This window comes from Micromonospora sp. NPDC004336 (genome assembly GCF_053602615.1).
Genome location: NZ_JBSGDY010000155.1, coordinates 1 through 15,250, shown reverse-complemented (window position 1 = coordinate 15,250; position 15,250 = coordinate 1). Strand labels below are relative to the sequence as shown.

The window sequence follows — 15,250 nt, the reverse complement described above, 5'->3', positions numbered from 1 at the left end:
GTGGCGTCGGGCGGAACACCGCGACGGCGGGGCGTGGGCCCTCCGGCCCGTGGCCGGCGAAGGCGGCGCCGTCGCCGATGGTCAGTCCAGGCCGCCGTAGGAGTGCAGGCCCTCGAAGAAGATGTTGACCCCGAAGAGGTTCATCAGCATGGTGAGGAAGCCGGCCACGGCGAGCCAGGCGGCCACGTTCCGCTTCACGCTCGGGGTGGCCCGGGCGTGCAGGTAGCCGGCGTAGATCACCCAGGAGATGAACGACCAGGTCTCCTTCGGGTCCCAGCCCCACGGCCGGCCCCAGGCCGCCTCGGCCCAGATCGCCCCCGCGATCACCGCGAAGGTGAAGATCGGGAACGCGAAGGCGTGCAGCACGAAGGTCAGCCGCTCCAGGCCCGCCGCCGACGGCATCCGCTTCGCCAGGGTGTACGGGAAGCTCCGCCTGCCCTGCTCGTAGCCGGAGCGCATCAGGAACGCCACCGCCGGCACCGCGCCGAGCAGGAAGATGCCGGAGGCGAAGACGATGGTCGAGACGTGGATGACGAACCAGTACGAGTTGAGCGCCGGCACCAGCGGCACGATCGGCACGTAGAGCACCAGCTCGGCGGTCGCCAGCAGCAGCACCATCACCAGCGACAGGAAGAGCCCCAGGCGGCGCAGCATCGGCCGCTTCCAGAGCACCACCAGCCAGGCGGCGACACCGATCCACGAGACCGTGAGCACGAACTCGTACATGTTGCCCCAGGGCATCCGGTCGGCGGCGATGCCGCGCGTGACCAGCGCCCCAAGGTGCAGCAGCGCCGCCACCGCGGTGGCGGCCACCGCGACCACGCCGGCCAGCCGGGCGCGCCGGGCGGTGCGCTCGGCCGCCGCGTCGGGGCCCGTGGCGGGCGCCTCCGGCAGCCCGCCCCCGGCCGCGCCGACTCCGGCGCCGACCAGCTCGCGGGCGGGCGCGGCGACCCGGGCCCGGGCGTTGCCGAGCGCGTACTCGACGGCGTGGCTGACCATCGCGACCAGGTACGCCAGGATCGCGAACGACACCAGCTGGTCGGAGAGTGCGGACATCACTCGGCTCCTTCTCGCGCTCCGGCCCGGTCGTCGCCGTCGCGGTCGGCCTTGTCGCCGTCGCGGTCGGCCTCGTCGCCGCCGATCGCCGCCACGAGCTGGGCGAACTCGTCGGCGAACCCGGGATGGTCGGTGCGCGGCAGGCCACCGGCCTCGACCAAACTACTACCGCCCGTCGGAGATCCACCCGCGGGGTCCGCCGGAACCATCCGGAAGAAGACCCGACGGCGCCGGCCGAACAGCGAACCCATCAGGCCGACCAGCAGCACCGCGGAGCTGACCAGCAGCAACGTCGAGCCCGGGTCGTGGCGGACCGACAGCGTGACGTACGGCCGGGTGTCCAGGAACTCGACCTTGCTGCCGTCGTCCAGCGTCCAGGTCTCGCCCCTGCGGAGCAGCTTCGTGCCGACCTCCTTCACCTTCCCGGCGCGCACCTGCCGCTGGTCCAGTTCGTAGATCGAGCCGGGGATGCCGGCGTCCAGCCCCAGGTTGCCCCGGTAGGCGACGAGGTTCAGCGCCGGGTTGCGCTCGGTGGGGTACTCGGAGCGCGCGAACGGCGCCGACGCGGGCGCGGTCGGCAGGTAGAGACCCGAGAAGGCCATCTGGAGGTTCGGGTCCCGGTCGCCGGTGGCCGGGTCGACGTTGGCGTCCGGGAAGGCGGCCAGGCCCTCGCTGGTCAGCCCGACGTCGCCGGTGGTCAGGAACGGCACGGTGCTGGTCTGGCTGCGGCCGAACCGGTCGGTGTAGCGGATCACCGGGGCGTAGCCGTGGCCGAGCAGGTGGACGTTCGCGCCGTCGAGGCGCAGCGGCGCGTTGACCGAGAACTCGGCCCGCCGCGGCGCGCCGCCCGCCTCGTCGACGGTCACCTCGGCGTTGAAGAACTCCGGCTGGCCGGTCTCCAGGAACCGGGCGTGGAACTCGTCGAGTCGGACGCAGAAGCCGGGCAGGTCCTCGCTGCCGACCCGGGGGCCGAGCTTGGCCTCGGCGTACTGCTGCCGGGTGTTGCAGAACGCGTTCTCCTCGCCGGCGACGAGCAGCCGGTTGCCGCTCCAGCCGTACCACGAGCCGAGCGCGACGCCGACCAGCACGACCACCATCGAGGTGTGGAAGAGCAGGTTGCCGGTCTCCTTCAGGTAGCCCTTCTCCGCGGAGACCTCGTCGCCGCGGACCGCCACCCGCCAGCGACGCCGGCGCAGCGCCTCGGCGATCGCCGCCGCGCCGCCCTCGGGGGCGGGCAGCAGCGCGTGCTGCGGCAGCCGGTCCAGCCGCCTCGGGGCGGCCGGCGGCTTCGACCGCAGCGCCCGGACGTGGTCGCGCAGCCGGGGCGTGATGCAGCCGATCAGCGAGGTGAACAGCAGCAGGTAGATCGCGGAGAACCAGACCGAGCCGAACGCCTCGAAGGCGCCGATCCGGTCCAGCACCGGCGCCAGCTCGGGATGCGCGGTGAAGTAGTCCCGGACGTCCTCCGGGTTGACCCCCCGCTGCGGCAGCACCGAACCGGGGATCGCGGCGATCGCCAGCAGGAACAGCAGCACCAGCGCCGTACGCATGCTGGTGAGCTGCCGCCACGAGTTGCGCAGCAGCGCCAGCAGCCGGTTGGGCCGGCGGCGGGGCGCCTCGGCCGGCGTCGCCGGTCGCTCGTCCACGACCGTCATCAGATGCTCACCTCGCCCACCCCGACGGTGGTCTGCAACCAGATCACGAAATTCGTCCACCCGCCGGTGACCAGCGCGAGGCCGATCAGGATCAGCAGGGCGCCGCCGACCCGGGTGACCCAGCGGCTGTTGCGCCGGATGGCGCGGAATACCCCGAGCAGGCGCTGGAAGCCCAGCCCGAAGACGACGAACGGTATCCCCAGCCCCAGGCAGTACGCCACGGCCAGCACCGCGGCCCGGTCCGTCTGGCCGCCGACGGCGGCCATGCCGATCACGGCGCCGAGGGTCGGGCCGACGCAGGGCACCCAGCTCAGCGCGAATACCGCGCCGAACACCGGGGCGCCGAGGAGCCCGGCGGCGGGCAGCCGGTTGATCCGGAACTCCCGCTGCAGCCCGGGAACCACCCCGACGTAGCCCAGACCGAGCACGACGATGAGCGCGCCGACCACGATCTCCAGCGTGCGCTCGTACTCGAAGAAGACCCGGCCGACGCCGGCGAAGAGGATCGCGGTGGCGGTGAAGACGACGGTGAAGCCGGCGATGAAGAGCAGCGTGCCGGCCAGCACCCGGCCCTTGACCGCGGCGGTCGCCGGCGCGGCGCGCTCCCGCACCGCCACCCCGCCCCCGCCCTCGGTGGCGGGAAGGGGCGCCTGCGGGCGGCGGGTTTCGAGGTCGGCGCCGGCGAGACCGGTGACGTACGACAGGTAGCCCGGCACCAGCGGAAGCACGCACGGGGAGAGGAAGCTGACCAGGCCGGCGAGCGCGGCCGCGCCGATGGCGAGCAGCAGCGGACCGGACTGGGCGAGCTCCCGGAACGTCTCGCCCATCAGCGGGAACCGTTGGGCGCCGGCTGCTCGGCCGCGATCCGCTCGACGATGGGCTGGAGGCCCTCCTGCCTCACCGCGGCGCGGATCACGGCGGCGATCCGCCCCTCCCGGTCGAGCACGATGGTGGCCGGGATGGTGTTCGGCGGGATGTCCAGGGCGAGCGCCACCCGGCTGGGCGGGTCGAACAGGCTCGGGTAGCTGACCCCGAACCGCTCCTCGAAGGCGATCGCCTTGTCCCGGCTGTCCTGGATGTTGACGCCCAGGAAGGTCACCCCGGACGCCTTCGTCGCCTGGTAGGTGTTCTCCAGGTCGTCCGCCTCGGCGCGGCACGGGTTGCACCACGAGCCCCAGAAGTTGACCACGACGACCTGGCCGCGGTCCTTCGCCACGTCGTGGCTGCCGCCGGTGAGCAGCTCACCGGAGATCTTCGGAGCCGGGGACCGCTTGTCCGGGGCGCACTCGATGACGCCCTCGGGGCTGGTGTCGCAGGCCTCCTCCCGGCTCTGCGAGGAGCAGCCGGCCAACGCCACCGTCGCGACGGCGGCGAGCAGACCCGCGGTCCACCTCCGGGCGTTCATCAGGCCCCCTTGGCCGTCCGGGCTGTCGCCGACATCGCGATCAGGTGCGCGGCCGGCTCGGAGTAGCCGACGCCGACGACCTTGGCGCCGTCGAAGTGGAACGAGGTGAGGCTGGCCAGCCCGCACTGGCGCCGACGCGGGTCGTGCCAGAGCCGCTTACGCTCGACGTAGCGGCGCAGCGTCCAGATGGGAAGCTGGTGCGAGACCAGCACGGCCTCGCGCCCCTCGGCGGCCACCCGGGCGGCGTGCAGGGCGGCGAACATCCGCTCCGCGATCGCCCGGTAGGCCTCGCCCCAGGACGGGGTGACCGGGTCCCGCAGCACCCACCAGTTGCGCGGGTCGCGGAACGAGCCGTCACCCGGCGAGACCTTCTTGCCCTCGAACCAGTTAGCGCTCTCGATGAGCCGCTCGTCCACGCCGACCGGCAGCCCGAACTGCGCGGCGATCGGCTCGGCCGTCTGCTGCGCGCGCTCCAGCGGGCTCGCCACCACGTGCACGACCTCGCGCTCGGCGAGCCCCTGCGCGGCGGCCTTGGCCATCTGCACGCCGAGCTCGGAGAGCCGGAAGCCGGGCAGCCGGCCGTAGAGGATGCCCTCCGGGTTGTGCACCTCGCCGTGCCGCAGCACGTGGACCACCGTCTTGCTCACCGATGCGCCCCCTTCGTTCGCGACTGCGGGGCTCGCAGACCCGGCTCACTCCTCGCGCTCACCGCAGCCCTCTCCGTTCGCGACTGCGGGGCTCGCAGACCCGGCTCACTCCTCGCGCTCACCGCTACCCCCCGTGACCTGCCGCCGCCGCCGCGTTCGCCGCCACCGGCAGGGCGGCGGCGATCTGCTCCAGCGCGGCGTCGTCCAGCGCCGCCGAAACGAACCACGCCTCGAAGGCGCTCGGCGGCAGGTAGACGCCGCCGGCGAGCATCGCGTGGAAGAACGCCTTGAACGCCGGCACCTGCTGGGTGCGGGCGCTGTCGTAGTCGACCACGTCGGCGTCCGTGAAGAAGATCGAGAACATGTTTCCCGCGTACGACAGCCGGTGCGGGACCCCGGCGGCGGCCAGCGCGTCGGCGGCGAGCCTGCTCACGACGGCGGCCGTGTCGTCGAGCTTGCGGTAGAGCGCGTCGTCGGCCAGCCGCAGGGTGGCCAGGCCAGCGGCGCAGGCCAGCGGGTTACCGGAGAGGGTGCCGGCCTGGTAGACCGGCCCGGCGGGGGCCAGACGCTCCATGATCTCCGCGCGCCCGCCGAACGCCGCGGCCGGCAGCCCACCCCCCATGACCTTGCCGTACGTCCACAGGTCGGCGTCGGACGGGTCGAGGCCGTGCCATCCGGCGCGGGACACGCGGAACCCGGTCATCACCTCGTCGACGATCAGCAGCGCGCCGTGCGCGTGCGCGATCCGGGCGAGCTGCTGATTGAAGCCGTCGCGCGGGGCGACCACGCCCATGTTGCCGGCGGCGGCCTCGGTGATGATCGCGGCGATGTGCTGGCCCTCGGCGGCGAACGCCTGCTCCACGGCGGCGACGTCGTTGTACGGCAGCACGATCGTGTCGCCCGCCGCCGCGCCGGTCACGCCGGGCGAGTCGGGCAGGCCGAGAGTGGCCACGCCCGAGCCGGCGGCGGCCAGCAGCGCGTCGGAGTGCCCGTGGTAGCAGCCGGAGAACTTGACGATCCGGGGGCGGCCGGTGAAGCCGCGCGCCAGCCGGATCGCCGACATGGTGGCCTCGGTGCCGGAGTTGACCAGCCGCACCTGCTCGACCGGCGTACGGTCGACGATCTCGGCGGCCAGCTCGACCTCGCCCGGCGTGGGAGTGCCGAAGCTGGTGCCCCGGGTCGCGGCGGACCGGATCGCCTCCACCACCTCGGGGTGGGCGTGGCCCAGGATCAGCGGCCCCCAGGAGGAGACCAGGTCGACGTAGCGCCGGTCGTCGGCGTCGTAGAGCCAGGGACCCTCCCCCCGGACCATGAAGCGCGGAGTGCCGCCGACGGCACGGAACGCGCGCACGGGGGAGTTCACCCCGCCGGGCACGATGGCCTTGGCGCGGTCGAACAGGGCCTCGGAGGCCGGCGCATCGGCCGGGTAGCGGCCAGATCCGGCGGGAAACATATCGGTCACGATGCCGCCATTGTGTCAGCGTCGGGCGGCGAATCGGCAGGCACCCCGCACCGGGGTTACCAGTCTCACCCGGCCCGGCCACTCGCGGCTTTCCCGGGTCGGCCACTCGCGGCTTCCCCGGCCCGGCCACTCGCGGCTTCCCCGGGCCGGCCGCTCGCGGCCTTTCCCGGCCCGGCCACTCGCGGCCTTTCCCGGCTGGCTGCTCGCCGCTTTCCCGGGCCGGGTGATCGCAGCGCTTCCGGGTCGGGTGCTCGCGCTTTCCGGCTGGCTGCTCGCGGCTCTCCTGGGCCAGCTGCTCGCAGCTTTCCCGGGTCGGGTGCTCACGGCTTCCCGGATCGCGTGCTCGCGGGCTTCCTGGGTCGGGTGCTCGCGACTCTCCTGGGCCAGCTGCTCGCAGCTTTCCTGGGTCGGGCGCTCGCGGGCTTCCTGCGCCGGCCGGTCAGCGCCTCCGCCGGCGGGGGCGCTCGCCCCGTGGGCCCGGTCGCCGTCGCTCGACAGGCCGGGTCGTCCGGATCGCGCTAGGCTGACCGGGTGGATCGTGCCGAACTGTCCATCACGCTACACCGGACGGGCGACGAAGCTGTGCTGCGCCTGGCCGGTGAGATCGACATGCTCACGGCCGCCCAGCTGTCGACCGTCGTCAACGAGGTCCTCGCCGACCCGCCACCCCGGATCGTCCTCGACCTTGGCGGAGTCACCTTCTGCGACTCCCAGGGGCTGGGCACCCTCGTCGTGCTCAGCCGCAAGGCCAGCCACGCGCAGAGCCTCCTGATCCTGACGAACGTCGGCGACTTCCTGCTCCGCGTCCTAGACATCACCGGCCTCCGCAGCGCCCTGATGATCCGCAACGACCAAACCACGGGCTAACCCCTCCCACCCCCGACGCCCCCTCACGCCCTCGCCCGCGCCCCTCCCCCGGCCCGCGATCTTGCACTTTCGGCCCCCCATTCGTGCACTTCGCGCGTTTTGTCGGGGCAAAAAGTGCAAGATCGACGCGGCGAGGGGCGAAGAGCGAGGGGTGCGCGGCGCGGGGCGAGGGGCGCGGGGGGAGGGGGCGGGGGTGGGTTAGGGGGTGTTGCCCCAGCGGGCCTGTTCGAGGAGGTCGACGGCGCGGTCGCGGGCTTCCGGGTCGTCCGTACGCAGCATCGCGGTGGCCTCGTCGACGGCGTCGGTCAGCGTCCGCCACTGCGCGTCGCGCTCCCGGACCAGGTCGGACTGGGCCGCCAGCTGCCGGGTCTTCACCCACAGCTCGACGAAGACCGACACCTTGGCCCGCAGCACCCACGGGTCGAACGGCTTGGTGAGGTAGTCGACGGCGCCGACCGCGTAGCCGCGCAACGCGAGCTGCGCGTCGCGGTCGGCGGCGGTGAGGAAGATGATCGGCACGTGCCGCGTACGCTCGCGCCGCTTGATGTGACTGGCCGTCTCGAAGCCGTCCATGTCCGGCATCTGGGCGTCCAGCAGGATCACCGCGAAGTCGTCGACCAGCAACTGCTTCAGCGCCGCCTCGCCGCTCTCCACGGCGACGGACTGGACCGGCAGCCCCTGGAGGATCGCCTCCAGCGCCATCAGGTTCTCCCGGCGGTCGTCCACCAGCAGCGCCTTAGCCATCTGGGTCACGAACTCTCCTCGCTCCGGCTGCCGCTGATCCAGGACGACATGAGCTCGATCAACTCGTCCAGGTCGACGGGCTTGGTGATGTAGTCACTTCCCCCGGCCGCCAGCGCCGACTCGCGGTCGCCGGGCATGGCCTTGGCGGTCAGGAAGACGATCGGCAGGTCGGCGAACCGGTGGTTGCGCCGGATCTGTCGGGTCGTCTCGTAACCGTCCTGGTCGGGCATCATCGCATCCATCAGGACGATCCCCACCTCCGGATGCTCGGCCAGCAGGCGGACGCCGTCCGCCCCGTTGTCCGAGTACAACACGGTGAGGCCGTGCAGTTCCAACGCGCTGGTCAGCGCGAAGACGTTCCGCACGTCGTCGTCGATGATGAGCACGGTCGCCCCCTCCAGCCGCCGGGTGGCCGGCGTGGAGGCCGGTTCGGGCAGCTCCGGCGGCGGCATCAGCAGCGACGACGGCAGTCCCGCCCGGGCCGGCGACGGCGGCAGCGGCGCCACCACGGCGTCCGGTGCGAGCACGTCCGGCACGAAGAGGGTGAAGGTCGAGCCCTGCCCGGGAGCCGACGACACGGCGATGCTGCCGCCCAGCAGCCGGGCCAGGTCACGGCTGATCGACAGCCCCAGCCCCGTGCCGCCGTAGCGGCGGCTGGTGGTGCCGTCGGCCTGCTGGAACGCCTCGAAGATCAGCGACAGCTTGTCGTCGGAGATGCCGATGCCGGTGTCGACCACCGTGAAGGCGATCACCTGCCGCGCGTTGGTCAGCGCCGGCACGTCGAAGACCGCGTTCTCGGGCGCCGGCGCGATCCGCAGCGTCACCGCGCCGTTGTCGGTGAACTTGACCGCGTTGGAGAGCAGGTTGCGCAGGATCTGCTGGAGGCGCTGGGCGTCGGTGACCACGGCCGGCGGCAGGTCCTTGCTGATCCGCACCTGGAAGTCCAGGCCCTTCTCCTCGGCCTGCGGCGCGAACGCCTGCTCGACGTAGCCGCGGATCTCGTCGAACCGGACCTCGGTCGGCTCGACGTCCATCCGTCCCGCCTCGATCTTGGACAGGTCGAGGATGTCGTCGATCAGCGACAGCAGGTCGGAGCCGGCGCCGTGGATCGTCCGGGCGAACTCGATCTGCTTCGGCGTGAGGTTCCGCTCCGAGTTCTCGGCCAGCAGGCGGGCCAGCAGCAGGAGCGAGTTCAGCGGCGTACGCAGCTCGTGGCTCATGTTGGCCAGGAACTCCGACTTGTACGCCGACGCCCGGGTGAGCTGCTGCGCCTTCTCCTCCAGGCCGAGCCGGGCCAGCTCGATCTCCCGGTTCTTGGTCTCGATGTTGCCCTTCTGCTCGGAGAGCAGCTGCGCCTTGTCCTCCAGCTCGGCGTTGGTGCGCTGGAGTTCGGCCGACTGCTCCTGCAGCTCGTGGGCGAGCCGCTGCGACTGCGCCAGCAGCTCCTCCGTACGCCGGTTGGCCTGGATGGTGTTGACCGCGATGCCGGTGGTGAGGACCAGCCGATCCAGGAACGACAGGTGCAGCTCGGAGAAGGTCGTGACGCTGGCGAACTCGATCACCCCGAGCAGCTCGCCCTCGAAGAGCACGGGCAGCACGACCAGGTCGGCCGGCGGCGTGTCGGCGAGGCCGGAGCGGAGCGTCAGCTTGCCGTCGGGGATGCCGCCCATTCGGATGGTCCGGCGGGAGAGGGCGGCCTGCCCGACGAGCCCCTCGCCGGGCCCGAAGGTGACGTCGTGTCCCCGGGCGACGTAGCCGTACGAGGCGGTCAGCCGCAGCCGCATCACGCCCTCGGAGTTGTCCGCCAGGAAGAACGCGCCGAGCTGCGCGTCGACCAGCGGGGTCACCTCCATCATGATCATGCGGCAGACCTCGCCGAGGTCGCGCTGCCCCTGGAGCAGCCCGCCGATCCGGGCCAGGTTGGAGTCGAGCCAGCCCTGCTCGGCGTTCTTCTTGGTCGTCTCCCGGAGGGTGACGATCATCTGGTTGATGTTGTCCTTCAGCTCGGCGACCTCGCCCTGCGCCTCGACGGCGATCCGCTGGGTCAGGTCGCCCCGGGTCACCGAGGTGGAGACCTGCGCGATGGCGCGCAGCTGGGTGGTGAGGGTCGAGGCGAGCTGGTTGACGTTCTCGGTGAGGTCCCGCCACGTACCGCTGACGCCCTTGACCTGGGCCTGGCCGCCCAGCTTGCCCTCGATGCCCACCTCGCGCGCCACGCGGGTGACCTCGTCGGCGAACGACGAGAGCTGGTCGACCATCGTGTTGACCGTCGACTTCAGCTCCAGGATCTCGCCCTGCGCGTCGACCGTGATCTTCTGCGACAGGTCGCCGTTGGCGACGGCCGTGGTCACCGAGGCGATGTTGCGCACCTGCGACGTCAGGTTCGACGCCATCGAGTTCACGTTGTCCGTCAGGTCCCGCCACGTACCGGAGACGCCCTTGACCTGAGCCTGCCCGCCCAGCTTGCCCTCCGTGCCCACCTCGCGCGCCACCCGCGTCACCTCGTCGGCGAACGACGAGAGCTGGTCCACCATCGTGTTGACCGTCGACTTCAGCTCCAGGATCTCGCCCTGCGCGTCGACCGTGATCTTCTGCGACAGGTCGCCCTTGGCTACGGCGGTCGAGACCTGGGCGATGTTGCGGACCTGGGCCGTCAGGTTGGACGCCATCGAGTTCACGTTGTCGGTCAGGTCCCGCCAGGTGCCGGCGACGCCCCGCACCTGGGCCTGGCCGCCCAGCTTGCCCTCCGTGCCCACCTCGCGCGCCACCCGCGTCACCTCGTCGGCGAACGACGAGAGCTGGTCCACCATCGTGTTCACGGTCGACTTGAGCGCCAGGATCTCGCCCCGGGCGTCCACGGTGATCTTCTGCGACAGGTCGCCCTTCGCCACGGCCGTGGTCACCGAGGCGATGTTGCGCACCTGCGACGTCAGGTTCGACGCCATCGAGTTCACGTTGTCGGTCAGGTCGCGCCACGTACCGGAGACGCCCTTGACCTGGGCCTGACCGCCCAGCTTGCCCTCCGTGCCCACCTCGCGCGCCACGCGGGTGACCTCGTCGGCGAACGACGAGAGCTGGTCCACCATCGTGTTGACGGTGTTCTTCAGCTCCAGGATCTCGCCCTGCGCGTCGACGGTGATCTTCTGGCTCAGGTCGCCCTTCGCGACGGCGGTGGAGACCTGCGAGATGTTGCGGACCTGGCTGGTCAGGTTGCCGGCGAGCTGGTTGACGTTCTCGGTCAGGTCCCGCCAGGTGCCGGAGACGCCGCGCACCTGGGCCTGGCCGCCCAGCTTGCCCTCGATGCCCACCTCGCGCGCCACGCGCGTGACCTCGTCGGCGAACGACGAGAGCTGGTCCACCATCGTGTTGACGGTGTCCTTGAGCTCCAGGATCTCGCCCTGCGCCGCCACGGTGATCTTCTGCGAGAGGTCGCCCCGCGCCACCGCCGTGGAGACCTGCGCGATGTTGCGCACCTGCGACGTCAGGTTCGACGCCATCGAGTTGACGCTGTCGGTCAGGTCCTTCCAGGTGCCCGCCACGTTCGGCACGTCGGCCTGGCCGCCCAGCTTGCCCTCGGTGCCCACCTCGCGCGCCACCCGGGTCACCTGCTCGGCGAAGAGCCGCAGGGTGTCGGTCAGGTAGTTCATCGTGTCGGCCAGCTCGGCGACCTCGCCGCGCGCGCCGACCGTGATCTTCTGCGACAGGTCGCCCTTGGCCACCGCCGTCGCCACCTGGGAGATCGACCGCACCTGGCCGGTCAGGTTCGACGCCATGGTGTTCACCGAGTCGGTGAGGTCCTTCCAGGTGCCGGCGACGCCGCGCACGTCGGCCTGGCCGCCCAGCTTGCCCTCGGTGCCCACCTCGCGCGCCACGCGGGTGACCTCGTCGGCGAACGACGAGAGCTGGTCCACCATCGTGTTGACGGTGCGCCCGATGCGCAGGTACTCGCCGCGCAGCGGCCGGCCGTCGATCTCCAGCGCCATGTGCTGGGACAGGTCGCCCTCGGCGACCGCCACGATGACCCGGGCGATCTCCGTGGTGGGCCGGCCGAGATCGTCGATCAGCGAGTTGATGGCCCGCTGGCCCTCCGCCCAGGAGCCGTCCAGCCCCTCGTCGTCCAGTCGCTCGGTGAGCCGCCCGTCCCGGCCGACGATCCGGCTGATCCGGCGCAGGTCGAGGTACTGCCGCTCCTGGAGCGAGACCACCTCGTTGAAGGCGTCGGCGACCTCGCCGGCGCGGCCCGCCCGCCGGGGCAACCGGACCTTGAGGTCGCCGTGACCGACCCGCCGCAGCGCCTCGGTCAACTCGACGAGGAGAGCCTCGTGGTCGGGCGCGGACGGATCCGCCGTCGCCGACTGTTTCGCCGTGGTCATCAGTCCTCGCTCAGCTCGGGGCCACCGACGCCTGCGACGCAGGCCATCCCATCATTGTGCCCGTGGCCCCGCCCCCGCCACGGTTGCGCAGCCGGCCGCCACGCCCGAATTGGCCGCTCGCGCACCTTACGCCCGATCCCGTGTCGCCGAGTGTGACCGGGCAGCTGCCGATCGCGCCACTCGTGGGGCATCGGCTTGGCACCCGAGCGGGCGGAGGTGGAGGATACGGGGGTGGCAGCGGAGGCGGGGCCCGCGGCGACCGGGGGCCGAGACGAGCATGTCCGGCGCGTCCGGCTCCCCGCCGACCGGCGTACGCCCGCCGCGGCGCGGGCCCTGGTGCGCTCGGTGCTCACCGAGGCACGCCTCGACGAGCTGGCCAACGAGGCGCTGCTGCTGACCACCGAACTCTCCACCAACGCCGTGGAGCACGCCCGCACCGAACTGGACATCGAGGTCGTCGCCGATCCCGTCGGGCTCACCGTCACCGTGTCCGACTTCGCGGTCGGCCCCGTCGAGGAGCTGACCGTCGGGGTCCGCAACGACGCCACGAACATCGACGAGGTCTCCGAGCGCGGCCGAGGGCTGCTGCTGGTCGACCACTTCGCCAGCCGCTGGGGCACCACCTACCTGCCGACGGGCAAGGGCGTCTGGTTCCGGCTGGACCGACCCGGCCCGGCCGGCGACGAGGAGCCGGGCGCCCACGGGCCGACGGCACCGGGCGCCGCGACCGCCGGGGGCGGGGCCGCCGCGACGGCGGAACACTCCACCCCGAGCGCGGGGGCGATGAGCGAGCTGATGCAGACCACCCCCGACCCGTACGCCGAGGATCCGCTGCCCGACTTCGCGACCAGCCTGCTCACCCGGGTGGGCGAGATGGTCGGCGCGGCCGGCGGGACGGTCCGGCTGGACCGGGGGGACGGGCAGGGCACCCAGGTGCTGGCCCGCTACGGCCGCCAGCCCCGGCCCGGCAACGAGCTGATCCGGGTGCCGCTGTCGGTGCACCGACCGTACGGCGGCGAGCTGGAGCTGGACGCGGCGCCGTCGGCGTACGCCCGGCCGCTGGCGGTGCTGATGGCCGAGCGGCTCTCGCTGCACCTGGAGAACGACCGGCTGCGCCGGGCGGACGTACGCCGGCAGGCCTGGCTGACCTTCCTCGCCGAGGCCAGCGAGCTGCTCGCGCAGTCCCTGGACGTCGAGCTGACGATGGCGCTCGTCCCGCAGCTCGTGGTGCCCCGGCTCGGGCAGTGGTGCGCGGTGCACACCACCGACGAGTGGGGTCGGCTGCGCCTCGCGGCGGCGAGCCACGCCGACGAGTCGATGCTGCCCCAGCTGCACAAGGTGCTCCAGGAGACCGACCCGGAGTCGGTCCAGGCGCGGCTGCGGGAGGCGTCGCGCAACGGCACCCAGATGCCGCTCGGCGCGCCGATGGAGGGCTTCGCCCTGCCGCTGATCGCCCGGGGGCAGCGGCTCGGCACCCTGGCCGTGGGCCGGCACCAGCGGCACCGGCACGACCCGGACGAGGTCGCCGTGCTGGAGGACGTGGCCCGCCGGGCGGCGCTGGCGATCGAGAACGCCCGGATCCACGCCGAGCGCCGCCGGGTCGCGCAGACCCTCCAGCAGTCGCTGCTGCCGCCGGTGCTGCCCGTGGTCGAGGGCATCGGTTTCGCCGCCGAGTACGTCCCGACCGGCGGCGACGCCGACGTCGGCGGCGACTTCTACGACGTGGTGCCGCTGCCGGACGGCCGTTGGCTGGTGGTGGTCGGCGACGTCTCGGGCAAGGGCGTGCAGGCGGCGACGGTCACCGGCCTCGTCCGCGACGTCATCCGGGTGCTGGTCGGCGACGGCAAGCCGCTGCCGGAGGCGCTGGCCCGGGTCAACGAGACGCTGGTCGAGCGGGGCGGCGGGCGATACTGCACGCTGGCCCTCGCGGCGGTCGGGCCCGGCGACGGCGCGCAGCTCGAGGTGTCGCTGCACCTCGCCGGCCACGATCGGCCGGTGCTGCTGCGTTCCGGCGGCGGAGCCACCTTCGTCGGCACCGGGGGCACCGCCCTCGGGCTGCTCGACTCGATCGCCTCGCCGACGGCGCGGGTCCCGCTCGACCCGGGCGACTCGCTCGTCTTCTACACCGACGGGGTGACCGAGCGACGGCGCGGCCGGGAGCTGTTCGGCACCGACCGGCTGCGCGACGCGGCCGCCCCGCTGGCCGGCTACTCGGCCGACGTGGTGGCCGCCCGCCTGCGCTCGACCGCGCTCGGCTTCTCGGCGGAGGCGCCCCGCGACGACATCGCCATCCTGGTGCTGCGCAACGACGCCGTCTGAGCCGCTCCACGGCGGGCGCGGCCCGAAGGCGTCCCGTTCGGCGTCGTCGAGCGCCGGGATGTCCGGCACCGGCCGCCGAGAGCGGCCAGGTGGCGCCGGGACGCGAGAGCCGCCAGGGGGCGGCGGGCCGCCGCGAGCGGCCAAGTGGTGGCCCGGCCCCTACAGGCCCCCGGGCAGGCGGCCCGGCGCGAGGCGGCGGTGCGGGTCGAGGTGCTCCTTGGCCGCGCGCAGCCGGGGCAGGCCGGCCAGCTCGCCCCAGAGGTCGACGGCCCGGCGGACGGCCGGCGGCGCGGACACCACCACGCACCGGCCCTGCCGGGCGAGGAGCACCCCGCGGACGGCGGCCAGGATCGAGGCGACCCGGTCGGGGGGCATGGCGCCGGGCAGGGCCGCGTGCACCACACCCAGGCCGGCCGAGCCGCGCACCGGGACGGGGGCGCCGGCGGCGTCGCGCAGCGCGTAGACGGCGGCGTGCAGGTCGGCGATCGGCACCTCGATCCGCAGCGCGGTGTCGCCCGGGCCGAACGGATAGCGCCGCCACCACTGCGGCGCCGAGTGGCTGACCCCGGACCGGCCGCCGAGGAGCGTGACCAGTCGGTCGGCGCGCTCGGCGACCTCGGCCGGACCGCCCTCCAGCAGCACCGCCAGCCGCCCGGCGCCGGCCGGCGAGCGGGTGTATCACGCGACCGACGTCGACGCCTGCCTCAAGCAGGCGGTTTCGC

11 protein-coding genes are annotated in these 15,250 nt (G+C 73.0%); 2 read left to right on the top strand and 9 right to left on the bottom strand.

What is annotated here, in order from left to right:
- Window positions 1-81 precede the first annotated feature (81 nt).
- The 6 genes from ccsB to hemL form a co-directional block, all read right to left on the bottom strand.
- Window positions 82-1,056 (bottom strand): c-type cytochrome biogenesis protein CcsB, encoded by a 975-nt coding sequence (gene ccsB / locus ACWENR_RS24720; RefSeq protein ID WP_452279346.1) that lies wholly within the window; start codon window positions 1,054-1,056, stop codon window positions 82-84.
- Window positions 1,056-2,711 (bottom strand): cytochrome c biogenesis protein ResB, encoded by a 1,656-nt coding sequence (gene resB / locus ACWENR_RS24715; RefSeq protein ID WP_452279345.1) that lies wholly within the window; start codon window positions 2,709-2,711, stop codon window positions 1,056-1,058. Before resB ends, ccsB begins: the two co-directional genes overlap by 1 nt.
- The gene (locus ACWENR_RS24710; protein WP_452279344.1) at window positions 2,711-3,538 is read right to left on the bottom strand and encodes a cytochrome c biogenesis CcdA family protein; all 828 of its coding nucleotides are present in this window, start codon (window positions 3,536-3,538) and stop codon (window positions 2,711-2,713) included. The genes resB and ACWENR_RS24710 overlap by 1 nt, the downstream gene beginning before the upstream one ends.
- Window positions 3,538-4,116, bottom strand: coding sequence for a TlpA family protein disulfide reductase (locus ACWENR_RS24705; RefSeq protein WP_452279343.1), 579 nt, complete (start codon window positions 4,114-4,116; stop codon window positions 3,538-3,540). Before ACWENR_RS24705 ends, ACWENR_RS24710 begins: the two co-directional genes overlap by 1 nt.
- Window positions 4,116-4,763, bottom strand: coding sequence for a histidine phosphatase family protein (locus ACWENR_RS24700; RefSeq protein ID WP_452279342.1), 648 nt, complete (start codon window positions 4,761-4,763; stop codon window positions 4,116-4,118). The genes ACWENR_RS24705 and ACWENR_RS24700 overlap by 1 nt, the downstream gene beginning before the upstream one ends.
- 124 nt (window positions 4,764-4,887) lie before the next feature.
- On the bottom strand, window positions 4,888-6,225 hold the full coding sequence (gene hemL, locus ACWENR_RS24695) for a glutamate-1-semialdehyde 2,1-aminomutase (RefSeq protein ID WP_452279341.1): 1,338 nt from the start codon (window positions 6,223-6,225) through the stop codon (window positions 4,888-4,890).
- Window positions 6,226-6,756: 531 nt separating this feature from the next.
- Between hemL and ACWENR_RS24690 the strand changes: the two genes are divergently transcribed.
- Complete coding sequence (locus tag ACWENR_RS24690) at window positions 6,757-7,092, top strand: STAS domain-containing protein (RefSeq protein WP_121397135.1); 336 nt, start codon at window positions 6,757-6,759, stop codon at window positions 7,090-7,092.
- Window positions 7,093-7,290: 198 nt separating this feature from the next.
- Here ACWENR_RS24690 and ACWENR_RS24685 read toward each other — a convergent pair whose 3' ends face one another.
- Together ACWENR_RS24685 and ACWENR_RS24680 are read right to left on the bottom strand one after the other, a co-directional pair.
- On the bottom strand, window positions 7,291-7,845 hold the full coding sequence (locus ACWENR_RS24685; RefSeq protein ID WP_452279340.1) for a response regulator: 555 nt from the start codon (window positions 7,843-7,845) through the stop codon (window positions 7,291-7,293).
- Window positions 7,842-12,209, bottom strand: a complete 4,368-nt coding sequence (locus ACWENR_RS24680) for a HAMP domain-containing protein (RefSeq protein ID WP_452279339.1) — start codon at window positions 12,207-12,209, stop codon at window positions 7,842-7,844. The genes ACWENR_RS24685 and ACWENR_RS24680 overlap by 4 nt, the downstream gene beginning before the upstream one ends.
- Before the next feature lie 231 nt (window positions 12,210-12,440).
- On the opposite strand from ACWENR_RS24680, the gene ACWENR_RS24675 reads away from it, so the two are divergent.
- Window positions 12,441-14,528 carry a SpoIIE family protein phosphatase gene (locus ACWENR_RS24675; RefSeq protein WP_452279338.1) on the top strand — a complete coding sequence of 696 codons (2,088 nt, stop codon included), beginning with the start codon at window positions 12,441-12,443 and terminating at the stop codon, window positions 14,526-14,528.
- Between the two features lie 159 nt (window positions 14,529-14,687).
- Here the strand turns inward: ACWENR_RS24675 and ACWENR_RS24670 are convergent, their stop codons facing one another.
- The gene (locus tag ACWENR_RS24670; protein WP_452279337.1) at window positions 14,688-15,170 is read right to left on the bottom strand and encodes a hypothetical protein; all 483 of its coding nucleotides are present in this window, start codon (window positions 15,168-15,170) and stop codon (window positions 14,688-14,690) included.
- Window positions 15,171-15,250 lie beyond the last annotated feature (80 nt).